Source organism: Nonomuraea sp. WAC 01424, assembly GCF_003947315.1.
In the GTDB taxonomy this organism is placed as follows: Bacteria; Actinomycetota; Actinomycetes; order Streptosporangiales; family Streptosporangiaceae; genus Nonomuraea; species Nonomuraea spiralis.
In genome coordinates this window covers 112896-133878 of the sequence record NZ_QHHZ01000024.1, presented here as the reverse complement: position 1 = coordinate 133878, position 20983 = coordinate 112896, and the positions used below count along the sequence as shown (strand labels likewise).

21 protein-coding genes and 1 pseudogene are annotated in these 20983 nt (G+C 69.8%); 8 read left to right on the top strand and 14 right to left on the bottom strand.

The genetic code is table 11. From position 1 onward, the window contains the following. Positions 1-92: 92 nt before the first annotated feature. A complete protein-coding gene (locus DMB42_RS47020) occupies positions 93-677 on the bottom strand; it encodes a GNAT family N-acetyltransferase (RefSeq protein WP_125646812.1) in 585 nt (194 codons plus the stop codon). A gap of 78 nt (positions 678-755) precedes the next feature. Between DMB42_RS47020 and DMB42_RS47015 the strand changes: the two genes are divergently transcribed. Then, positions 756-1043, top strand: coding sequence for a hypothetical protein (locus DMB42_RS47015; protein ID WP_125646809.1), 288 nt, complete (start codon positions 756-758; stop codon positions 1041-1043). A 21-nt stretch (positions 1044-1064) separates the two neighbouring features. Here DMB42_RS47015 and DMB42_RS47010 read toward each other — a convergent pair whose 3' ends face one another. After that, a complete protein-coding gene (locus DMB42_RS47010; RefSeq protein ID WP_125646806.1) occupies positions 1065-2156 on the bottom strand; it encodes a winged helix DNA-binding domain-containing protein in 1092 nt (363 codons plus the stop codon). A gap of 57 nt (positions 2157-2213) precedes the next feature. After that, positions 2214-2663: a VOC family protein gene (locus tag DMB42_RS47005; RefSeq protein WP_125646802.1), complete on the bottom strand. Its 450-nt coding sequence runs from the start codon at positions 2661-2663 to the stop codon at positions 2214-2216. Between the two features lie 132 nt (positions 2664-2795). On the opposite strand from DMB42_RS47005, the gene DMB42_RS47000 reads away from it, so the two are divergent. Together DMB42_RS47000 and DMB42_RS46995 are read left to right on the top strand one after the other, a co-directional pair. Continuing rightward, the gene (locus tag DMB42_RS47000) at positions 2796-3770 is read left to right on the top strand and encodes a YafY family protein (protein ID WP_125646799.1); all 975 of its coding nucleotides are present in this window, start codon (positions 2796-2798) and stop codon (positions 3768-3770) included. A 1426-nt stretch (positions 3771-5196) separates the two neighbouring features. After that, the gene (locus DMB42_RS46995; protein ID WP_125646796.1) at positions 5197-5436 is read left to right on the top strand and encodes a hypothetical protein; all 240 of its coding nucleotides are present in this window, start codon (positions 5197-5199) and stop codon (positions 5434-5436) included. Positions 5437-6513: 1077 nt separating this feature from the next. On the opposite strand, the gene DMB42_RS46990 is transcribed toward DMB42_RS46995, so the two are convergent. Together DMB42_RS46990 and DMB42_RS46985 are read right to left on the bottom strand one after the other, a co-directional pair. Beyond that, positions 6514-7479: an RNA polymerase sigma-70 factor gene (locus DMB42_RS46990; protein WP_125646794.1), complete on the bottom strand. Its 966-nt coding sequence runs from the start codon at positions 7477-7479 to the stop codon at positions 6514-6516. A gap of 177 nt (positions 7480-7656) precedes the next feature. After that, on the bottom strand, positions 7657-8400 hold the full coding sequence (locus tag DMB42_RS46985; RefSeq protein WP_125646791.1) for an SDR family NAD(P)-dependent oxidoreductase: 744 nt from the start codon (positions 8398-8400) through the stop codon (positions 7657-7659). A gap of 123 nt (positions 8401-8523) precedes the next feature. Between DMB42_RS46985 and DMB42_RS46980 the strand changes: the two genes are divergently transcribed. Beyond that, on the top strand, positions 8524-9732 hold the full coding sequence (locus DMB42_RS46980) for a hypothetical protein (RefSeq protein ID WP_125646788.1): 1209 nt from the start codon (positions 8524-8526) through the stop codon (positions 9730-9732). Positions 9733-9913: 181 nt separating this feature from the next. Here DMB42_RS46980 and DMB42_RS46975 read toward each other — a convergent pair whose 3' ends face one another. Next, positions 9914-10249, bottom strand: coding sequence for a hypothetical protein (locus DMB42_RS46975; RefSeq protein WP_125646786.1), 336 nt, complete (start codon positions 10247-10249; stop codon positions 9914-9916). A gap of 48 nt (positions 10250-10297) precedes the next feature. Then, entirely contained in the window at positions 10298-11416 is a 1119-nt protein-coding gene (locus DMB42_RS46970) for a hypothetical protein (protein ID WP_148109024.1), read from the bottom strand. Positions 11417-11737: 321 nt separating this feature from the next. On the opposite strand from DMB42_RS46970, the pseudogene DMB42_RS46965 reads away from it, so the two are divergent. Both DMB42_RS46965 and DMB42_RS46960 read left to right on the top strand, forming a co-directional pair. After that, positions 11738-12298 (top strand): annotated as a pseudogene (locus DMB42_RS46965) (transposase); the annotation flags it as partial. A gap of 53 nt (positions 12299-12351) precedes the next feature. Continuing rightward, positions 12352-12813: a calmodulin-binding protein gene (locus DMB42_RS46960; protein ID WP_125646778.1), complete on the top strand. Its 462-nt coding sequence runs from the start codon at positions 12352-12354 to the stop codon at positions 12811-12813. Between the two features lie 256 nt (positions 12814-13069). On the opposite strand, the gene DMB42_RS46955 is transcribed toward DMB42_RS46960, so the two are convergent. Continuing rightward, positions 13070-13735, bottom strand: coding sequence for an SDR family oxidoreductase (locus tag DMB42_RS46955; protein WP_125646775.1), 666 nt, complete (start codon positions 13733-13735; stop codon positions 13070-13072). A 124-nt stretch (positions 13736-13859) separates the two neighbouring features. Further along, positions 13860-14327 (bottom strand): MarR family winged helix-turn-helix transcriptional regulator, encoded by a 468-nt coding sequence (locus DMB42_RS46950; RefSeq protein ID WP_125646772.1) that lies wholly within the window; start codon positions 14325-14327, stop codon positions 13860-13862. Between the two features lie 142 nt (positions 14328-14469). Here DMB42_RS46950 and DMB42_RS46945 point away from each other — a divergent pair, with 142 nt between their 5' ends. Further along, entirely contained in the window at positions 14470-14919 is a 450-nt protein-coding gene (locus DMB42_RS46945) for a GNAT family N-acetyltransferase (protein ID WP_221762678.1), read from the top strand. A 74-nt stretch (positions 14920-14993) separates the two neighbouring features. Here the strand turns inward: DMB42_RS46945 and DMB42_RS46940 are convergent, their stop codons facing one another. Continuing rightward, a complete protein-coding gene (locus DMB42_RS46940) occupies positions 14994-16139 on the bottom strand; it encodes an epoxide hydrolase family protein (RefSeq protein ID WP_125646765.1) in 1146 nt (381 codons plus the stop codon). Between the two features lie 52 nt (positions 16140-16191). Between DMB42_RS46940 and DMB42_RS46935 the strand changes: the two genes are divergently transcribed. Next, positions 16192-17142: a YafY family protein gene (locus DMB42_RS46935; protein WP_125646762.1), complete on the top strand. Its 951-nt coding sequence runs from the start codon at positions 16192-16194 to the stop codon at positions 17140-17142. A gap of 14 nt (positions 17143-17156) precedes the next feature. Here DMB42_RS46935 and DMB42_RS46930 read toward each other — a convergent pair whose 3' ends face one another. Genes DMB42_RS46930 through DMB42_RS46915 form a run of 4 tightly spaced genes read right to left on the bottom strand, consistent with a single transcriptional unit; the run spans position 17157 to position 20948 of the window. Then, complete coding sequence (locus DMB42_RS46930; RefSeq protein WP_125646759.1) at positions 17157-18014, bottom strand: fumarylacetoacetate hydrolase family protein; 858 nt, start codon at positions 18012-18014, stop codon at positions 17157-17159. 59 nt (positions 18015-18073) lie between these two features. Beyond that, positions 18074-19120: a Gfo/Idh/MocA family protein gene (locus DMB42_RS46925; RefSeq protein ID WP_125646756.1), complete on the bottom strand. Its 1047-nt coding sequence runs from the start codon at positions 19118-19120 to the stop codon at positions 18074-18076. Positions 19121-19180: 60 nt separating this feature from the next. After that, positions 19181-20011 (bottom strand): carbohydrate ABC transporter permease, encoded by an 831-nt coding sequence (locus DMB42_RS46920; protein ID WP_185845236.1) that lies wholly within the window; start codon positions 20009-20011, stop codon positions 19181-19183. Positions 20012-20015: 4 nt separating this feature from the next. Further along, positions 20016-20948, bottom strand: coding sequence for a carbohydrate ABC transporter permease (locus DMB42_RS46915; protein ID WP_125646750.1), 933 nt, complete (start codon positions 20946-20948; stop codon positions 20016-20018). Positions 20949-20983 lie beyond the last annotated feature (35 nt).

Genomic DNA, 20983 nt, shown 5'->3' with positions numbered 1-20983 from the left:
CTACCCGTCGGCCTCTTTGGTCACCTTTCAGCCGCTGGGGTCCTGACAGTATGGCCGACCGTTCCGGGGGCCGGTCGGCGTGAGCGGTCCGGTCACACCGCCTGGTCGGCGCGGCCGCGCCAGTCGGACGCCGACAGCCGGTACAGCACGTGCCTGCGCAGCCGGTGGCCCGGCGGCAGGACGGGGTGGTCGAAGTCGCCGGCCGCGTTGTGCGTCATGCCGAGCCGGCGCATGACCGCGCTGGAGCGCAGGTTCACCGTCGCGGTGAAGGAGACCACCTCGTCCAGGCCCAGCCTGTCGAAGGCGTGGCCGAGCGCGGCCCCGGCGGCCTCGGTCGCGTACCCGTGGCCCCATGCGGCGCGGCGCAGCCGCCAGGCGATCTCCACCGCGGGCATGAACGCCGCCTCGAACGCCGGCCGGTGCAGGCCGGTGAACCCGATGAACTCGCCGGTGGCCGTGACCTCCAGGGCCCAGCGGCCCCACCCCTGCCGGGAGATCAGCTCGTCGCTCGCCGCCGCGAACGCGTCGCTCTCCTGCCGGGTGAGCGTGGCGGGGAAGTGCTCCATGACCTGCGGGTCGGCGTTGAGCTCGGCGAAGGGCGCCAGGTCGGACGGTTGCCAGGGCCTGAGCGTCAGCCGTTCGGTGCGCAGGACGATCGGGGATGCGTCGGTGTTCACCGGCAGATCCTACGGCCGGCCCGGACATGACCGGTGATCACCAGTGGATCACAAGGCAGCGCCGGTAGACCGGGGCGGGTGAACGACGATCTTCATCCGCTCAGCCGCCGGGAAGGCCCGTCCGAGGCGGACGAGCCGTCCGAGCCCGAGCGGCCGCTCGTCCTGCACCGGAGGTGGGGACACCGGGGACGGTGCTGGGTTCTGCGGTCGCTGGACGCGGACACGATCGCCATGGTCCTGGCGCTCCTGCTCGGCCCGTTCCGGTGGCTCGAACCGGCCTTCTGGGTGGTGGTCTGGCCCTTCCGCCGGGTCTTGCGGTTCTTCGCCTGGATCGGACGGCTTCTGTCCGCGCTGGGTGATCTGTAGTGGTCGCGTCCGCGGGCGGCCTCACGGCGAGAGCCGCGCGCGGTCGCTGCCGCCGTCCGACAGGAACGACGCCAGCGCCCCTCCCTCCTCGGCCACGGCGGCGCGCTCGGCCCCGGACAGGCGGCGCAGCGGGGTGACGAGCACGGTGTCGTCCTCGACGGTCCAGGTGGCCGAGACACGGCCGTCGACCAGGACCACCCGGGCGCCGGCGACCGACAGGCCGCGGTGGGCGTCGTCGATGATCCGGCCGCGGTCGTCGTAGCCGAGGATCGCGTTGTCGAACGCCGGCAGGAACCGTACCGGGGCGGGCGTGCCGGGGTCGGGACGCGGCGCGTCCGGCAGGTCCAGCAGCTCCCGGCCGCGCTCGTCGCGGAAGGCGACCAGCTCCTCGCGTACCGCGGCCACGGCCGCCGGCAGCCCGGCCAGCCCGCTCCAGGCGCGCAGGTCGGCGGTGGCCGCGGGGCCGAACGCCGCCAGGTAACGCCGTACGAGAGCCTGCCCCACGGCATCGCGGCCGTCGGCGGCCGGCGGGTCGATCTCGCGCCCCAGCCAGGACGACAGCGGGACGTTGCGCACCCCCGCCTTCGCCCGCCACAACCCGCGCGGCGGCAACTGCGCCATCGGGACGAGCGCCGCGACCAGCATCTCGCCCAGCGCCCGCGGCCCCGGCGCGGGCCAGCGCCCGGCCACCTCCCGCGCGAGCTGCGACATCGACCGCGGCTCGCCGTCGGCCAGCACCGCCCGGCCCGCCGCCGCGAGCTCGTCGAGGTCCACCCCGGCCAGCTCGCGGCGGTAGACGCCGAGCACGCGCTGGCGCAACATCGCGTCGTGGCGGGCCCGCCAGGCCAGGACGTCGGCGGTGGCGACCAGGTGCACGGTACGGCGCATCAGATGGGTTCGCACCACGCCCCGGCCGACCAGCAGGTCCGACAGCGCCGCCGGATCGAAGCCGCGCAACCGCGACCACAACCCGGCGAACGGTTCCTGCGGCTCCTGCGCCTGAAGGCCGCACAGGTGCGCGACGGCGTCCAGGACCGGCATCTCCGCCCGGTCGAGCAGCAGCTGGCGGGCGAGTGTGGCGCGGTTGAGCGCCCTGACACCGAGCACGGTCATCGGCGCACGCCTCCGGACGAGCACATGTTCACCTCCGCAGCCCTTTCTGGCGGGCCGTCAGACCGCGTCGCTGAGGGCGGCGGTGGCTTCGTTGGAGGTGGCGGCGAGTTCCACGATCCAGGTCACGCCGAACCGGTCCGTCACCATGCCGTGGAGCGGCGCCCACTGCGCGGGCCCCAGCGCCCGTACCACGCTCGCGCCCTCGCACAGGTTGTTCCAGTACGTGGTGACCTCCTCGGCCGTGCCCGCCGTGAGCGACACGTAGAACGCGTTCTCACCCCGGTCCCACGGCAGGCGGGCGGGCACGTCGTAGGCCATCACGCGGAAACCGCCGGCTGCGGCCACCTGTCCCCACATCACGTGGTCGGCCTCCGACGGATCCTGGACGTTCCCGGCATCCTTGTACGTCACGACGGTCGCGTCCCCGCCGAACACCTCCCCGTAGAAGGCGAGCGCCGCCGCGGCCTCGCCCCGGAAGTTCAGGTGGATCACAACATCGATGGACATGACAGCTCCTTGCTGATTGCATTCATGGTGGTCCGGCCGGGTTTGGCGGTTTCGTTCCACCCCGGCGCCGGTGCCCATGGTGGCAAGGGAAGCGGTCAGGTTGTGGCCTCTTCTTACGGCACCATGGAGAACATGCAGAAGACCTCGGCACGCCTGCTGGCCCTGCTCGCGCTGGCCCAGATGCGCCGCGACTGGCCGGGGGCGCTGCTGGCCGAGCGGCTGGAGGTCAGCCCGCGTACCGTACGCCGGGACGTCGACCGCCTGCGCGAGCTCGGCTACCCCATCGCGGCGATCAAGGGCCCCGACGGCGGCTACCGGCTCGACGCCGGGACCGAGCTGCCGCCGCTGCTGTTCGACGACGAGCAGGCCGTCGCGCTGGCCATCGCGCTCCAGCTCGCCACCACCGCCGGCGCCGGCATCGAGGAGGCCGCGGCACGCGCGCTCACCACCGTCCGCCAGGTCATGCCCGCACGCCTGCGCCACCGCATCGACACCCTCCGGATCACCGCCGTCGAACGGGCGGGCGTACGGTCGGAGCCGCAGGTCGACAGCAAGGTGCTCATGGCGCTGAGCGCCGCCGTCCACGCCCGGGAGGTGCTGCGCCTCGACTACCCCTCAGAGACGGACGACGGCACGCCCGCCCCGCCACGCCGGGTGGAGCCCCACCACCTCGTCACCTGGGGCGGCCGCTGGTACCTCGTCGCCTGGGACCTCGACCGCGCCGACTGGCGCACCTTCCGCGCCGACCGCGTCACCCCGCGCACCCCCACGGGCCCCCGCTTCACCCCGCGCGACCTGCCCGGCGGCGACGTGGCCGCCTTCGTGACCGCCCGCTTCCGCGGCTCGGACGACGCGGGCGGCTGGCCCTGCCGCGGAGAGGTGCTCCTCGACCTGCCTGCCGCGGTCGTGTCCCGGTACGCGCGCGACGCGGTCGTGGAGGAGGCGGGGCCGGGGCGGTGCCGGGTGGTCATGGGGTCGTGGTCGTGGCTGGGACTGGCGTCCGCGCTCGGCAGGTACGACGCCGACATCGAAGTCATCGGCCCTCCCGAACTCAAAACCGCCTTCGCCCACCTGGCCACCCGCTACACCACCGCCGCCTCCTCATGACCCACCCTCTACGGCCCCACGATTGCGGCCGTCATCTGGCCTTTTCACACCACCAGGCTCAGAGCGACCTCACCACCGACGGCAGCAACCCGCCCCCGATGACGACACACTGCTTGAGAACACGAACCTGGCTGATTCGTCCCCCATCCGGCGGCGGGAACCATCCGGCATGTGGCAGACGCCGTCAACATAGCCGTCGAACAAGATTCGGCACCCTCACGAAGCCATTACGGGCGGTGCCGAATCACGTTTTACAGAACTGCGAGCCGTCATGCAGGGTGCTTGATGTCGATTCCAATACTTGGTTGACCGCTCCACCCTGAGCCGTATTCCAGCGTCAGCGACTCAACGGTGGATGCCCCTGACACGAAAAGCGCCCACCAGAGCTCCTCGCAAGGGATGTGACCCTCACCTGCCGTATCAACCCAAACGCATACCCTACCGTTTTCATCGGCAGTCACATCCCACCAGGACCATGCCCGAAGAGCCGGATCGAAACAATAGATCCACTCCTCCGAACTCCATGGACGCTCATCTCTGGTCGCAAGATATCTACGCTTCCCTTCACTTCCAATCAAATCTCCCGGAATATCTCCGGTCTCACCCCTGGAAAGCGCCAGGAACCAGGCGGGGAGAGCATCCACCGAAAGCTCATCGCTGTCAAACGACCAGCAGTCCAAGCAGGAACGTCGGCCCCCCTGAAGGGCGCCGTCTCAAGCGGCGCAACTCTCGTTCGAGGTCCTTGCGGCTCATCAGTTCACTCTCATCGATAATTCGACCCGATCCAGGGATGACAGCGTCCATCAGTCCAGGGATATGGTGATCGCGAAGGCCAAATAGACCCGGGCCATCAGATTGGCCAGGAGCCCTTTTCAGAGCCTGATGCCATTCACGCGGCTTGCGTTTGGGAGACGCCCGGGGGCGGTAGAGACGGTCCCGGACGCCCCTACTGGGTCAGCACCTGGGGCAGGTGCGCGTGCCGATGGCGATGGTGCTCCTCCCGAAGGCGTTCTCACCCACAGTAGATCGATCGTTGCAGGTCGCGGTGCCGTCCTCCTTCGGGCCGAGACGAATCCTCCGTCAGGCCGGGGACGAGTCCTTCCTCAGGCCGCAGGACCGCCCTCCGGGAGGAGTCCGGATCGTTGTCACGCGCCGACAATCGGCAGTGCGGCCTCGGAGATCATCGGGGCAGTCCGGTGGCCGCCACAGATGCAGGACCCGCACCTCGCGTACGCCGCGACCTCACCGCAGGAGTCCATGTGACCCGTCTTCGTCCCGCATTCACCGTCGCGCTGCTGGCTGCGGCCGTCGTGGGGGCACTGTCCCTGCCGGCCCAGGCAACCGAAGGCCAGACGTGCAACACCGGCCCGAACGGTCCCGCCTGCCATTCGCCCGGCTGGGGAACCAAATAACAGGAAGGATCACCATGCGCCACGCACGTCACCTCGTCATCGCCACGCTTGTGGCCGCCGCTTGGACAGTCCCCACCTCCGTTCCTGCCCAGGCCGACAGCCGGACCGACTGCTATCAGATCTTCAACTACAACTACCAGGTCCTCGTCAGTCAAGGCTGGACTCCGGAGAAGGCCCTCGCTGAAGCGCTCCTCTACTACGAGGAGTGCCAGCACATCCATGAGAACCCCGCGACGGACCACCCGACAGACTGACACCCCGGCGAACTGGCGCTGACGCTGTATGAGCGCCTCGGCAACCGCCTCGGGCAGGCCAACGCGGTGCAGCAAGTGGGCTGCCTGCACACGCAAACCGGAGACCACCTGACGGCCGCCGATCTGCTGACGCGTGCGCTGACCTTGTTCCGGCAGGGGGCCGAAACTAGGTCAGCGCAGCAGCGACTTACCGGCCGTCTCATCGGGCCGGAGCAGGCAACCAGGGTGTACCGGCAGGCGCTGGACCAGGCCCGACGGATCGGCAGCCGGTTGGACGAGGTGCGCGCGTTGGCCGGTGGCGACAAACCGACTGCCTTTGAACCCAGAACAGTCCATCGAGGTCGAAGGAACGACGGGAAAGCCATGGCGGTACGGGATGTTGAGCAGTTCAGGGCAGTGCGTGGCCAACGGCGTGGGGTCAGATAGCCGGATCGACGTGGCACCGACGTGGTAGCCCCCGTACGAACCGGCCCGCAGCAGGAACCAAGAGGCCGCCGCACCACCCCTCCGCCAGTCTCATGGAGGAGGCAGGCGTTGGCGCTCACCCAAAATGTGAGCGCCAACGCGCGCACCGCTTCACAGATCCTGAACAAGACCTCAACCAGGCGCGGCTTGGCTTCACGCCTACAGCGGATTCACGAGCGACGGAGTTGACATGAATGCCATCGCAAAGTTCGGCACCGCAGGCGCGGCGGGTACGTTCGCCCTGATGCCCGCAGGCGGGACGGCGCAGGCTGCAACCCAGGCCGTGACCCCGCAGCGACTCCAGCGCCGCCGGGTCCATGAGCAGGCCGCCGACCCCACATCAAGTGGTTGTGCGACAAGCCGACCGTGAAGAAGTGCATCCCCTAGTGCACCAGCGGTAAGAACCTCTCGCCCCCTGCTCCTGTGTGGCCGCTTCTGGAGCCGGAACCGCTTCTCCCGCCGCTTTCCTCCCGCCCTCGGCCAGCACCTCTGGCCTCCTCCTGAGCGGGCCCGTTCTATCGGCGGCCTCCTCTTGCGACCTGGCCGCTCCTCCGTTTGCCGCTGCCTCGCGGGCCCGGGGGCTTTCTGGTCGTTCCGGGCCGTGCGGGTGGGTCAGGTGTTCGGGAGGCGTGCGACGTCGGAGACCGGTCCGAGGTGGCGGAGCTTGTCGGGGTTGACCACCGAGTGGACCGCCTGGACCACGCCGTCGGCGACGTCGAGCTCGACGACGGCCGCCACCCGCCCTTCGGCGTCGTACATGACGGCGCCCGGCCCTCCGTTGACCCAGGCCGTCCGGACCGAGACGCCCAGCTTCAGAACCCGGCGCAACCCCGCGACGAGCAGCTTGCCCACGCGCGACGCCCCGGCCGCCGGTCGCCCGATCGCCTGCGCCTTGCCGCCGCCGTCCCCGCGCAGCACCACGTCGGGCGCGAGCATGCCGAGCAGCGCGTCCATGTCACCGCCCTCGGCGGCCTCGAAGAACCTGCGGGCCAGCTCCTCGCCCTCCGCCCGCCGCGCCGAGGACGGCGCGCCGCCGCGTGCCTGCCTTCCTGTCGCGATCCGCTGCCTGGCGCGGGCGAGGATCTGCCTGCAGTTCACCTCGGACTTGCCGGTGATCCTCGCGACGTCCTGGTAGCCGTACCCGAACACCTCGCGCAGCATGAGCACCGCCCGCTCCACCGGCGAGAGCGACTCCAGCAGCACGAGGAACGCCATCGACAGCGAGTCGGCCAGCTCGGCGTGCTCGGCCGGGCCCGGCTCGCCGGCGAGCTGGACGACCGGCTCGGGCAACCAATCTCCCACGTACGTCTCCCGTCGCACCCGCGCCGAGCGCAGGTGGTCGATGCCGAGCCGCGTCACCGTGGTCGTCAGGTACGCCTTCGGGTCGGTGATCGCGGTGCCCGCGTTGCACGCCCGGGTCATGCCGAGGAAGGCGTCCTGGACGATGTCCTCGGCGTCGCCCACGGATCCGGTCATCCCGTAGGCGATGGAGAACAGCAGCGGCCGGTACCCGGTCACGCCCTGCTCCTCCGCCGCGTGCGGGGAAGCTGTCTCATCGGCTCGCGTACCGCGGCTCATCTTCTCGGCCTTCTCGCTCGGAGCTTCTTCCGTACGACGCCCAGCAGGCTAACCGAGCAGCCCAGCCGGTCGTCCCACCCGGACCGACAGGCCGTCCCTCGGGCATCCAGCCCCGGACCGGGCGCCCGCCACGGGCCGGCTCATCGGTGGGGAGCGGGCGGGGTGGGGGCGGGGTCGTCACCATGCGACTTGGCCCAGGCGGTCGATGAAGGTTCCGGTGGGGCCGGAGGGGGTGAGGGTCGCGAGTTCGATGATCGGGTCGGTGCCCTCGGTGACCGTCAGCTGGCCGGTGTGGTGGTTCATGTCGGTGGCGGTGAACTTGTGGTTGGCGGTCTCGCCTGGCGTGACGGCGTTGAACTTGATGTGGGGGAGCGCCTGGGCGTACCGGACGGTGATCATGTTCAGGGCGGCCTTCGAGGAACTGTAGGCGAGCTCGTGCATCTTCGAGACGGGCTGGTCCGGGTCCGTCACGACGGCGAACGAGCCGCCGCCGCTGGACACCATCACCACTCGCGGACTCTCCGCCGCCTCCAGCAGGGGCAGGAGCGCGTGCGTGACCCTGATCGGCCCGTAGACGTTGGTGTCGTAGACCGCGTGGATCTCGTCGGCCGTCGCCTCGGCGGGTGGGACGATGTTGCCCGGCGCCCCGGCGTTGTTGATCAGTACGTCCAGGCGGCCGGTGTGCTCGCGGACGAGCCGTACGGCTCGGGTCACCGACTCGTCGGAGGTCACGTCCAGAGGGATCATGATCACGTTGGCGCCGCCGTCGGTCAGTTCGGCCGCTGCCGCGCGCCCTCGGGCCTCGTCGCGCGAGCCGAGGAAGATCGTCCAGCCGAGTTCGCCGAGCCGCCGGGCGGCTTCGAGGCCGAGGCCCTTGTTGGCTCCGGTGATCAGCGCCGTGGTGGGTTCCGTGTTCGTCATGCGCTCTAAGACGGAGGACCCCGCCCACCCGTGACAGCTTGTGACCGACCTCACACGCCGTCCACGTGACCTTCAATTTTCGGATTTGAATTTCCAGAAATTAGAAAATGTTAGAGTGTCGCCGTGACTGCGGAGGCGGGCGCGGTGACGCCTTGTAAGCATTGCGGAGCTCCCGTCGAACAACGGGCGGGGAGAGGGCGGCCCAGGTCGTACTGTCCGGAGAAGGGTTGCCAGGCCGCCGCCAAGCGCGAGCGCGAGCTGCGGCGGGCCACCCCCGGGCTGGAAGGGGCGCTGGCCAGGGCCGAGCAACTGTACGACCGGATGGAGAGCGGCCTCGTCGCCGCCATCGAGCCGCTGGCCAAGGCGCTGGCCGACGAGCTGAGGCCGGCCGGGGTCGAGGCCAAGATCAGCTCCATCCAGGCGGAGGCGCACACACGTGTGGCGATCGCCAGGACCGAGCGCGAGCAGGCCTTCGAGCAGATACGCCTGGCCCGCGAGGCCACCGAGCACGCCCGGCGGCAGACCGCCGAGATGCGTACGCGGCTGGAGGAGGCCGAGCACGAACGGGAGACCGCGCTGCAGGACGCCGAACGCGCCCGCGAGCAGGCGCTGGCCGCGTTGCGCGAGGCCTCGAGCACCGAACGGCAGGCGTTGCAGACCGCGGAGACGGCGGTCCGGCGGGCCGAGCTGGCCGAACGGCGGGTGAAGGAGACCTCGCGGCAGGCCGAGCTGTCCGAGCAGACCAGGGATCAGGTCGTTCAGGAACTGGCGGAGCAGGTGGAGTCGGCCGAGGGGCGGGCCGAGGAGGAACGGGCGCGGGCCGTACAGGCCGGGTCGGAGGCCGGCCGGGCGCGGGAGGAGAGAGACCGGGCCCGGGAGGAGACGGCGGCGGCCACGCGGGCGCGTGAGCTAGCCGAACGTGCGATGATCGCCGCCGATGCCCGGGAGGAGGCGGCCACGCGGGAGCGGGAGCGCGCGGTGGAACGCGCCGAACGTGCCGAGCGGGCCGCCGCCGAGGCGGAGCGGGATCGGGCGGTCACGCAGCGGGAGGCCGCACAGGCGGCGGGCGAAGCGGGCGACCTGGCCGCGAAGCTGGCGGCGTCGGAGCGGGAGGCCGCCGCGGCGCTGGCCAAGGAGCACAAGCAGTACACGCGGGAGAAGGCGCGGGCCGCCGCGGCGGTCAAGGAACGTGATCAGCTGCTGGGGGAGTTGCGGCTGGAGCGGATGCGGCTGGCCGACGTACGGGCCGAGCTGGAAGCGGCCCGTACGGAGGCCGCCCGGCTACGGGAACGAGCCGTCGCGGCCGAACTGCGGTCGGCCCAAGGGGGCTGACACCTGCCGGGCAGGTAAGCGCCGGGCGTGTGTCGATCCGGCGGCCTGCCTCGGTGGATACGGCCTGCCTCGGCGTGATCCGGCTGGGCGGCGAGACACGCTTTCGACGGCGGACGGCCTCAGCGCGTGCCCCCAGAGAATGACCTGCGAGTAGGAGCGGTACGGCGAACCGGGGTTACTGTCACATCCGTTGACAGTCGTCGTCTGAGCAGGCAAGCCTTGCCCAATGGCGAAGTCTGACCGCCGGAAGCGCCTGGAGCCCTCGTTCGTGGTGGGCGAGCGCCGACTCGACCAGCCAGGCCGCCTCCACGTCTCGCTCGCCGAGTGCCTGCAGTCGGTCGGCCCGCCGCATACGCAGTTCGCAGGTCCCGAAGTTGATTATCGAGTCGATCAGCGCGGTGAAGGGCCGTACACTCTCCGGAACCTCGGAGAGATCCTGTCGAAGACGGGTCGCCGCCTCCCCGAATTCGACGATAATTCGTTGTTCCTCGCTCAATGGATCGGGAACGCCAGGCATCTTGCTCCCGTTGTGAGATGGTCCGAGTGGGATATGCGGCTTGCCCCGTCAGGGAACACCGACCAAGCGTTCGGCAAGAAAGTAGTGGCCACCATTCTGTCCCACGGCCGCGTCGACATAGAAAGTGATGAGATCGGGCCTGTTTCCCCCGGCGATGTAACCGGCCGCGATTCCCACGCCCGCGGTCTCCCAGCCCAGCCCATTGGGTGCTTGAAGGGGGATCGGCTGGGTCCATCCGGCGATGGTGTTTCCTCGTTTGTCGAGGCTGGTCAGCCGGACATGCGCCCGGTTCTCTCCGTCCGGGTTGTCCACGTGCGCGACGGCGAGCACCGGGGCGCCGTAGTGGAACGTGGTGATTCCGAGCCCCTGGTTCTCCGCACCGAACCAGCCGGGGATCGGCTTGATCGGACTCCAGCCGCCCTGCGGGACACCGGACACGTCGAGGTCCCAGCCGATTCGGTAGTAGGCGCGATTCTCTCCGCCCGGGTTGTCGATGTGCGCCACGACGAGATCCGGGCGGCCGTTTCCGCTTATGTCGGTGATGCTGATGTCAGCGCCCTGGTCCTCGGCTCCGAACCAGCCGGGGACGGACTTGATCGAGCTCCAGCCGCCCACGGGGTCGCCTTGCTGGTTCAGGTTCCAGCCGATCCGGTAGTGCCCGGTGTTCTCTTCGCCGGGGTTGTCGATGTGGAAGACGACCAGGTCTGGCCTGCCGTTGCCACTGATGTCCCAGACGGCGACGCCACCGCCCTGGTCTTCTGCCCCGAACCAGCCGGGGATCGGCTTGGCCGGGCTCCAGCCGTCCCGCGGGACGCCGAACGCGTCAAGGTTCCAGCCGATTCGGTAACGGCCGAAGTTCTCACCAGCGGGGTTTTCGATATGGAAGACGATCAGGTCTGGCCGGCCGCTGTCATTGACGTCCCACAAGGCGACGCCGGCTCCCTGCCCTTCGAGGCCGAACCCTCCCGGGACGGTCTTGCGCCCGTTGAGCACGGCCCACCCATAGTTTCCGCCGGTGATGTGCAACGCGGATGTCAGATTGGGGCCACGCGGGACAGCGGCCACCTCGGCGTCAGGAAGGACCTTCACATCCGACCAAAGCCAACTCGCCCGCAGCGTGGCCTCGTCCGGAATCCACCGCCGCGAATTGAACTCGATGAACCACACCTCGGGCGCACCTAGGGCACGAATGAGATCGCCATTCTGAACAGGCATCGCATCCTCGTGATCTTTATGTCATCAAAGTCCAATGTAAGCATCGCCCTATCCGCCCGCAATATTCTGGCCACAAGCGGCCATTGCCGTCGTCCGGCCCCACCCGCCGATAACTTGCCCGGCCAGGAGCTACATGATCATGGGACACGCTCTTGGAGTGTCCTGAAGATCTTGACGGTATGGCCAAGTGGAGTTTCGGGATTCAGACTCGGGTCATGATGGGCCGTCGGAGGGTTCCGGCCGGGGCCTGAGGTGTGGGTCGTGTGCCGGGAGATGATCCCGGCCGGGAGCGTGTTCGCGTTCCTGGCCGAGCATCGGTGGGGGCTGTTTCCGCCGCAGGCATTCGCGGACATGTACGCGGCGGTCAACGGACGTCCGTCGGTGCCGCCGGACCTGCTGGCCACGGTCGTGGTGCTGCAAGCGCTGCATGGGCTGTCTGATGAGGAGGCGGTCGCGGCGCTGCGGTTCGATCTGCGGTGGAAGGCCGCCTGCGGGCTCGGCCTGTATGACCAGGGCTTCGATCCGTCGCTGCTGACCCATTTCCGGCGCCGGCTGGCCCGCTCATCGGATCCGGGCCGGATCTTTGCGACCGTGCACACCGTGGTGGAGCAGACCGGGGTGCTGGCAGTCCGCACCCGGCGGGCGCTGGACTCGGCCGTGCTACTGGATGCGGTCGCCACCCAGGACACGATCACCCAGCTGATCGCTGCAATCCGCCGGGTGGCCCGCCAGGCGCCTGGGGCGAGCGCGCTGGTGATGGCGCATTGTCACGCCCACGACTACGCCGACCCGGGTAAACCGAAGATCGCCTGGGACGATGAGGAGGCCAAGGACGTGAATACATTCAGCGACGAACGAGGGTCCGGCTCAGACACCTGGAGGTCTCCATGCCGGGAATCATCCGCAAGATCGGTGTGCCGCTCGTCGCGGCGGCGCTCGCCGTCCTGACGGCGGCCGCCTCCGCGACGGCGGCGACGTCGAGCGCCACGGCCGGGCCGGCCGCGCCCGCGGCCTACTTCCTGGTGACCGACATCACCCGTGCGGAGTTCGTCATCCAGCTCACCGACCCCGAGAAGATCCAGCATGCCCGCGACCTCATCAGCGGCGTCACCTACGACCGCCCCCACATCATCGGGCGGATCATGAAGAGGCCCGTCCCGTACAACCCTCGGTGGAGCTACCACTACTACCCCGAGACGATCGACTTCTTCGACGTGAGCATCGAAGTGTGCGACGCCACCTTCCCCTACGTCGAGGACCACCTGGACGAGGCGGGCGGCGCGTTCCTGCCCGGACTCGTGTTCTGTCCGTGGACGTCGCGGCTGGTCCAAGAAGTGTCACCGTTCTGACCGCGCCGGCCCGCCGGGCTCGGCGGCTGGCGCGAGGCGTGTTTCGGTACTCGTGAGCAGCCTCATGACGCAGGCGGCTTCCGAGGCGGCCGCTGTCCTGCTGTTTCGAGGGTGAACGTGGGGAAATCGTTGGCTGCGCCCGCCGGTTCCGTCGGGTGACGTACGGTCGGCGCGGGCCGCCGGGGAGCGGCTTCAGCAGTTCGGGAGCGAGTGTGATGCTGTCGCACTCGCTCCTTTCGTGTGCCGGGGGCCGGGGTCAGGAGGGGAGGGTGAGTTCGGCCCGGTCGCGCTGGGTGTGGAGGTTCCAGTAATGCTGGGCGAGGGTGTCGGGGGCGATGGTGGGGTAGCCCTCGGGCGGGTTGTCGCCGATCATGGCGCTGACCGCGACGACACCCGCGTAGACGCCCTGCTCGGCGAGGGTGTTGTGGAGGTTGTGGACCCAGTTGCGCAGGCCCGCCTGGGCGGCGTTGAGCGTGGCGAGGAACGGATACGGGCTGATCGCGCCGCCGCCCGTGGTGTAGAGCAGGGTTCCGGCCCCGGCCTCGATCATGGCGGGCAGTACGGCCTGGGTGGCGGCTACGGCACCGTAAAGGATCTCCTGGATCGCGGGCGCCAGGTTGTCGAGGGTGACGTCGGCGGGGCGTACCTGGACCAGCCCGGCGTAAGGGGAGAACTCCAGCACGTCGATGCGCCCGAACCGGGTGGCTGCCGCCTGAAGGGCGGCGGTGAGTGAGGCGGGGTCGGCGGCGTCGGCCGGGAAGCCTTCGGCGGCGACGCCGTGCCGGGCGAGGCCGGTGGCGAGGCGGCCGAGGTTGTCCTTGCTGCGGGAGATCAGGGCGACGTCGTAGCCGTGGCCGCCGAAGACCTTGCCCAGGGAGGCACCCAGTCCGGGGCCGGCGCCGACGATGGCGATGGTGGGCATGACGGAAGTCCTCTCGTCGATCGGGCGAAGGTGGAAGACGCCGGTAGGCCGGTGGCCTGCGGCGGGTCAGAGGTGGGCGGAAAACGCCGTTGGCTCGTGGCGGTCAGAGGTGGGTGGAACGTTCTCAGGTGGGGTCGACGGCTCGCAGGATGCGCGTGGCGATCGCGCCGAGCTGTCGTTGCTGGGTCTTGGTCAGCGGGTCGATGACCAGGCGGCGGACCTCGGCGACGTGCCGGGGCGCGGCCTCGGTGACGACGGCCATGCCCTCCTCGGTGAGGGCGGCCAGGGTCGTACGGCCGCTGGCGGGATCAGGAGAACGGGTCACCCAGCCGCGTTTCTCCAGCCGGGCAATCACGTTCGACAGCCGGGACAGCGACGCGCCCGCGTACTCGGCGAGCAGGCTCATCCGCATCGTCCGGTCCGGCGCCATCGACAACGCCGACAACACCATGTACTCGAACTGGCTGATCCCGGTGTCCCGCTGCATCTGGGCGTCCAGTGCGGCGGGCAGCCGGTTGAGCAGCAGTGCCAGCGCGTACCAGCTCTGCCGCTCCTCGTCGTCGAGCCAGTTCGGCTCCCCGGTGTCTCCCACACCCACACCATACTTCAAGCTTGAACCTATCTGAGCACCGCCGTCAGCGCGGCCGGACTGCTCGTTCCCGTATGGGATGCTTCAGGCCATGAAAATAAGGAACGGGCGAATTGACGACATTGTCCCCATTGTTGCCCTGCACGTGAGCAGTTGGCGTACGGCGTACGCGGGGATCATGCCCGACACCTTCCTGAACGGCCCGCTGAACGACGACCGGCTGGCGTTGTGGCGGGAACGGCTGGCCTCACCCGTGCCGGGATCGGGGTTGTTCGTCGCCCATGACGGCGACGGGGAACTGGCCGGCTTCGTCTACCTGCTTCCGGCCGACGGCGGGCGGATCCTGCTCGACAACCTCCACGTACGGCCGGGCAGCACCGGCTCAGGCGTCGGAACACACCTGCTGCGGCGAGGGCTGGCGTGGGTGGCCGACGAGCATCCCGGCCGGGAGGTCTACCTGGAGGTGCTCAGCGCGAACACCCGCGCCATCGCCTTCTACGAACGACACGGCGCACACCGCACGGACGAGCGCATGTGCCGCTTCGAGCAGGGATTCGAGCTGCCCGAGTTCGAGTACGCCTGGCCGGTGAACTGATCGGCCGGACATGCTCGCGACGGAGGCGCGGCACTTGCGCCGGCGTGCCCGTCCCCCCTCCGGTCGCAAGGAGGTCAGCGGAGAGAGCGGAAGAAGGTTCTGATGTCCTCGATCAGCAGGTCAGGGGCCTCCATCGCGGCGAAGTGGCCGCCGCGGTCGAACTCCGACCAGTGCACGACGTTGTGCTCGCGCTCGGCGATGCGCCGGACCCCCGCGTCGCCGGGGAAGACGGCGACGCCGTGCGGCACCCCCGAGTACTCGGCCGCAGCGCCCCACCCCTTCTGTCCCTCCTTGTAGAGGCGGGCGGCCGAGGCGGCGGTCTCGGTGAACCAGTAGACGCTCACGTCGGTGAGCAACTGGTCGAGGTCCACGGCGTCCTCGGGCAGCTCGCGGGCCGGGTCGGTCCATTCCTTGAACTTCTCCACGATCCACGCCAGCTGCGCCGCCGGCGAGTCGTGCAGCCCGAACGCGAGGGTCTGCGGCCGGGTCGCCTGGATGATCGCGTAACCGGCCCGGTCCTGGTCCTGGTACTGGCCGAGGCGGGCCAGTTCGGCGGGGGCGAGCCCCTCGAACTCGGCCGGGTCGCCGCTGGGGAAGCCGAGCGCGCCGTTGACGTGCACGCCGGCGACGTTCCCCGGCGCGGCGCGGCCGAGCATCGGCGAGATCACCGAGCCGCTGTCGCCGCCCTGCGCGCCGTACCGGCGGTAGCCGAGCCGGTCCATCAGCACGGCCCACGCGCGTGCGACCCGTTCCAGGTCCCAGCCGGTCTCGGTGGTCGGGCCGGAGAAGCCGAACCCGGGGATCGAGGGGGCGACGACGTGGAAGGCGTCGGAGGGGTCGCCGCCGTGCGCCGCCGGGTCGGTGAGCGGGCCGATGACGTGCATGAACTCGGCGACCGAGCCGGGCCAGCCGTGCGTGACGATCAGCGGCAGCGCGCCGGGCTCGGGGGAGCGGACGTGCAGGAAGTGCACGTTCTGTCCGTCGATGTGGGTGGTGAACTGCGGGAACGCGTTCAGCCGCGCCTCGGCGGCCCGCCAGTCGAACGTGGTGCGCCAGTACTCGGCCAGCCGGCGCGCGTAGCCGACGGGGACGCCGTACGACCAGCCCACGCCGGGCAGCTCGTCCGGCCAGCGGGTCGCCGCCAGCCGGCGGCGCAGGTCGTCCAGCCGTGCTTGCGGGACATCGATGCGGAACGGGTGAATGCGCAGGTCGTCGTTCATGCCACCCACGTTAGGCAGCGGTTAGGACAGTTCCGGTCCTAGGATGGACGGCATGCTGGAGACCTCGGCGCGGTTGTTGCGCCTGTTGTCGCTGCTGCAGACGCCGAAGGACTGGTCGGGCGCGGAACTGGCCGATCGGCTCGGCGTCTCCGGCCGTACGGTCCGGCGCGACGTCGACCGGCTGCGCGAGCTCGGCTACGTCGTGCACGCCGTCGCGGGCACGCCCGGCTACCGGCTCGGCGCCGGCGCGGGGCTCCCGCCGTTGCTGCTCGACGACGAGGAGGCGGTCGCGGTCGCCATCGGGCTCGGCACGGCGGCCGTGTCCGGCGTGACCGGCATCCAGGAGACCTCGGTACGAGCCCTGGCCAAGCTGGAGCAGGTCCTCCCGTCGCGACTCCGCAACCGCGTCGGCGACCTGCGTACGGTGACAGTGCCGCTGACCGGGCCGGCCGCGGCCGTGGACCCGGCGGTGCTCACGGCGATCGCGGCGGCCGTCCACCACCGGGAGAGCCTGCGGTTCGACTACCGCTCCCACGACGGCACCGCCGACCGGCGCGCCGCGGAGCCGGGCCGGCTGGTCAACTCGGGTCGCCGCTGGTATCTGGTGGCCTGGGACACCGGCCGGGAGGACTGGCGTACGTTCCGCGTCGACCGGTTGCGCCTGCACACCCCGAACGGGCCGCGCTTCACCCCCCGCGAACCGCCCGGCGACGACCTGGTCCGCTACGTCTCCGAGCGGATCTCCGTCGACCCCTACCGCTACCGCGGGCGGTTCACGGTGCACGCCCCGGCCGATGTCGTCGCGGCCCGGATGCCGCCGACGATGGCGGTGGTCGAGCCGGCGGACGACGGCGCCTGCGTCCTCAGTGCCGGCTCGAACTCCCTCGACGAGCTGGCCATGTGGGTCGCGCAACTCGGCGTGCCGTTCGAGGTGCACGACCCGCCCGAGCTCGTCCGGCACGTACGGGAGCTCGCCGACCGCCTGCTCGGCTCAGTGCGGTGAGAAGGGGCCGCCGGTCAGGGGGCGGCGACGGCGGTCTGGGTCTGGCGGCCCAGCCCGTCGATGCCGAGCTCCATCCGGTCGCCCGGCTTCAGGTAGACCGGCGGGTCGAAGCCCATGCCGACGCCCGCGGGCGTGCCCGTGTTGATCAGGTCGCCGGGTTCGAGGACCATGAACCGGCTCAGGTAGCGGACGATGAAGACGGGGTCGAACAACATGTGGGCCGTCGAGCCGGTCTGGCGGCGCTCGCCGTTGACGTCGAGCCACATGCCGAGGCTGGTGACGTCGCCCGCTTCGTCCGGCGTGACCAGCCAGGGTCCGCACGGGTTGAACGTCGGGGCCGACTTGCCCTTGACCCACTGGCCGCCGTGGCGCAGCTGGAAGTCGCGCTCGCTGACGTCGTTGACCAGCACGTATCCCGCGATCGCGGCGCGCGCCTCCTCGTCGCTGTCCAGGTAGTGGGCCCGGGTGCCGATCACGACGCCGAGCTCCACCTCCCAGTCGGTGGCCGAGGACCCGCGCGGGATGTGCACGTCGTCGTCCGGCCCGACCAGCGTGTTCGGTGCCTTGGTGAACACGATCGGCTCGGCCGGCGGCTCCTGGCCCGACTCGGCGGCGTGGTCGGCGTAGTTCAGGCCGACGCACAGGATCTGGTGGGGGCGGGCGATCGGCGCGCCGACGCGCTCACCGGCGAAACGGCGGGCCGCGCCCGCGGCCACGCGCTCGGCGACGGTCGCCGCGAGCGTGTCCAGGCCGGCGGCGAAGAAGGCGCCGTCGAAGTCGGTGACCACGTCGGACACGTCGACGTAGGTCTCGTCGTCGATCGCGACGACCGGACGTTCGGCGCCGGGGGCGCCGATACGCATGAGTCTCATGAACAGGTCCAGCTTCTGGTGTGGGGGTCGATCGGGGGAGCGGTGCCGCCGGAGGGGCGTCAGGCCGGGAGGGTGACGGTCTTCCCGGACTGGATGGACTCGTAGGCGGCCTCGACGACGCGCATGGCGTACACGGTGTCGCCGGAGTCGATCAGCGGGGGCCGTCCCTCCACCAGCGACTGCACGTAGTCGGTGACCTCGGTGATCACGGACTCGTAGTGCCAGCCGCCGGGGTGCCAGGCGTCGGGGCCAAAGGGGACCTCGGTGATCGCCTCGCCCAGGAAGTCGTGCTGACCGCGGAAGACCTTGACCACCGGGTCGGACATCTGGTCGACGAGGATGCCGCCTTCGGTGCCGAACAGCTCCAGGCGCTCGCTGTGGGGCACCTCGGACACCGAGGTGAACCCGCACGAGAAGTGGGCGCCGCTGCGCATGCGGCCATACACCTCGGCGGTGTCCTCGATCTCGTTGTCGAGCGGGAACACCTTCTTGGAGACGCCGGTCAGCTCGTCGAACTCGCCGAGCAGCCACTTGAGCAGGTAGAACGAGTGGGCGCCGGTGTCCATGACCAGGCCGCCGCCGAGCTTGAACTGGGTCCTCCAGTAGCCGGGCATCGACAGGTGGGCCTTCTCGTTGGAACGCAGGTACGTCCTGGCGTGGATGACCTCGCCGATGGCGCCCTCGCGCAGGAGCCGGTGCACGGCCTGGTAGGCGGCGATGTAGCGGCTGTTCTCCGCGACCATGAAGTGCACGCCGGCCTCGGCCGCCCGCCGCTGGATGGCCACCGACTGCTCGTACGTGGGCGCGACAGGCTTTTCGAGGATCAGGTGCTTGCCGGCGTCCAGCACCGCCATCGCGGCGTCGTAGTGCAGGTGGTGCGGCAGGATCAGGTCCACCACGTCGACCCGCGGGTCGTCGATCAGGTCCTGGAGGTCGGTGTACGTCTTGGCGCCGAACTCGGCCGTGAAGGCCGCCGTCGCCTCGGGGTTGACGTCGCAGCCGGCCACGAGGTCGACCACGTCGGACATCCGCTTGTAGGCCGCCGCGTGGGTCTTCGAGATCAGTCCGAGACCCGCGATGCCGACGCCCGGCTTCGACACTGTCATGTGATTCTCCAGTAAAGGATGTGACGAATGGATGGTTGGTGGCGACCGGTGCCGCGGGCCTCAGCCCTTGAGCGAGCCGGCGAGGACGTCGGCGCCGTACCGGCGCTGGAGGAGGTAGTACACGATCATGACCGGCAGCGCGACCATGATCGCCGCCGCGCAGGTGATCTGGTAGTTGCTGCCGTACTGCAGGCCGACGAAGAAGTTGAGCGCGGCGGGAACCATCCGCAGCTCCGGCTGCGAGATCATGACGACCGCGAGCAGCAGGTTGTTCCAGGTCCAGATGAACAGGATGGTGGCCAGGGCGAAGATCGGCGAGCTGGCCGTGGGCACGATCACCCGCCAGAGCGTCTGCCACCGGTTCGACCCGTCCGTCCGCGCCGCCTCCAGCAGTTCGCGGGGGAACGACTTGAAGAACGACGTCATCCAGTACGTGCCGAAGGCCATCGAGCCGCCGATGCACGGCAACATCATCGACCAGTAGGTGTCGATGAGGTCGAAGGACCTGAACTGGTAGTACAGCGGGATGACGGTCGCCTCGTAGGGCACGATCAGCCCGAGGACGAACAGCGGGAACAGCAGCGACGAGCCGCGGAACTTCATCGTGCCGAACGCGTAGCCGGTAAGGATCGAGAAGAAGACCGACACGCTCACGACGACGCCGGACAGCAGGATGCTGTTGAGCAGCGAGCGCCCGATGCCCGCGTCCGGGTTGTTCCACGCGCTGATGAAGCTGTCCAGCGACCACTGGCTCGGCCAGGCCAGCCCGCTGACGGAGGCGTCCGGCGGGTTGAAGGCGACGAGCGTCGTGGAGATGAAGGGGTAGATCGCGAAGGCCGCGAACAGGAGCAGGACCACGTACGACATGGTGTTGCTGCGGCGTGAGATCATCGTGTTATTCCGATCTGACGAGCCGGTTGACCAGGCCGACGCCGATGAAGATGACCAGGGTGAGGAGCACGGCGATGGCCGCTCCCGGGCCGATCTGGCCATTGACGAACACGTCGCGGTACATCATCAGGGACGGCGTGGTCGTGGCGTAGCCGGGGCCGCCCTGCGTCGCCATGAGGGGCAGGTCGAAGATGCGCAGCGACAGGGTGAGGGTCATCACCAGCGACACGCGCAGCTCGTGGCGGATGCCGGGCAGGGTCACGGTGAAGAACTCCCGCACCGGTCCCGCGCCGTCGATGCGCGCCGCCTCGTACAGCTCCTTCGGGATGTGCTGCGTACCGGAGAGCAGCATGACCACGACGAAGCCGAACGTCGCCCACAACCCGACGATCCCCAGCGCGGGCAGCGCCAGGCCGGCGTCGCCGAGGAACGGCCGGACGAAGTCGGGGCCGAAGACGGCCTCGATGATCGCGTTCAGGGAACCGTCCAGCGAGTACAGCCAGCGCCAGGCGATCGCGACCACCGCGAGGGCGATCGTGTACGGCAGGAAGAACACGAACCGGAAGAAGCTCAGCCCCCGGATCCGGGTCCGGGCGATGATGCCCACGAGCAGCAGGGCGATCACGACCGGCAGCACACAGCTGAAGACGACGAAGACGAGCGAGACCCGCAACGACGTCCAGGTGTTCGGATCGGTCAGCACCTGGAGGTAGTTGTCCAGGCCCACCCACGTCTGGGGGGAGAGCCCGTCCCATTCGAGGAACGACAGGCGAACCGTGTCGGCGATGGGAACGAGGACGAACAGCGCGTAGAAGATGAAGCCGGGCAGGATGAGCAGGTACGGCATCCCGCGGACCTCGCCCCGCCGGAGCCCCCGGCGGGGTCGCCTGCGCGACGGCGTCGCCGGGCCGGCGTCTGTGGTGACCGTGACGGCCATGTGCGATCTACTTCCCTACGTTGCGCGACCGGTGC

What these genes read in the sequence shown, in the direction of transcription:
- DMB42_RS47010 (WP_125646806.1), bottom strand. Translation starts at nt 2,156, where the DNA reads ATGACCGTGCTCGGTGTCAGGGCGCTCAACCGCGCCACACTCGCCCGC.
- DMB42_RS47005 (WP_125646802.1), bottom strand. Translation starts at nt 2,663, where the DNA reads ATGTCCATCGATGTTGTGATCCACCTGAACTTCCGGGGCGAGGCCGCG.
- DMB42_RS47000 (WP_125646799.1), top strand. Translation starts at nt 2,796, where the DNA reads ATGCAGAAGACCTCGGCACGCCTGCTGGCCCTGCTCGCGCTGGCCCAG.
- DMB42_RS46995 (WP_125646796.1), top strand. Translation starts at nt 5,197, where the DNA reads ATGCGCCACGCACGTCACCTCGTCATCGCCACGCTTGTGGCCGCCGCT.
- DMB42_RS46990 (WP_125646794.1), bottom strand. Translation starts at nt 7,479, where the DNA reads ATGAGCCGCGGTACGCGAGCCGATGAGACAGCTTCCCCGCACGCGGCG.
- DMB42_RS46985 (WP_125646791.1), bottom strand. Translation starts at nt 8,400, where the DNA reads ATGACGAACACGGAACCCACCACGGCGCTGATCACCGGAGCCAACAAG.
- DMB42_RS46975 (WP_125646786.1), bottom strand. Translation starts at nt 10,249, where the DNA reads ATGCCTGGCGTTCCCGATCCATTGAGCGAGGAACAACGAATTATCGTC.
- DMB42_RS46960 (WP_125646778.1), top strand. Translation starts at nt 12,352, where the DNA reads ATGCCGGGAATCATCCGCAAGATCGGTGTGCCGCTCGTCGCGGCGGCG.
- DMB42_RS46955 (WP_125646775.1), bottom strand. Translation starts at nt 13,735, where the DNA reads ATGCCCACCATCGCCATCGTCGGCGCCGGCCCCGGACTGGGTGCCTCC.
- DMB42_RS46940 (WP_125646765.1), bottom strand. Translation starts at nt 16,139, where the DNA reads ATGAACGACGACCTGCGCATTCACCCGTTCCGCATCGATGTCCCGCAA.
- DMB42_RS46935 (WP_125646762.1), top strand. Translation starts at nt 16,192, where the DNA reads ATGCTGGAGACCTCGGCGCGGTTGTTGCGCCTGTTGTCGCTGCTGCAG.
- DMB42_RS46930 (WP_125646759.1), bottom strand. Translation starts at nt 18,014, where the DNA reads ATGAGACTCATGCGTATCGGCGCCCCCGGCGCCGAACGTCCGGTCGTC.
- DMB42_RS46925 (WP_125646756.1), bottom strand. Translation starts at nt 19,120, where the DNA reads ATGACAGTGTCGAAGCCGGGCGTCGGCATCGCGGGTCTCGGACTGATC.
- DMB42_RS46920 (WP_185845236.1), bottom strand. Translation starts at nt 20,011, where the DNA reads ATGATCTCACGCCGCAGCAACACCATGTCGTACGTGGTCCTGCTCCTG.
- DMB42_RS46915 (WP_125646750.1), bottom strand. Translation starts at nt 20,948, where the DNA reads ATGGCCGTCACGGTCACCACAGACGCCGGCCCGGCGACGCCGTCGCGC.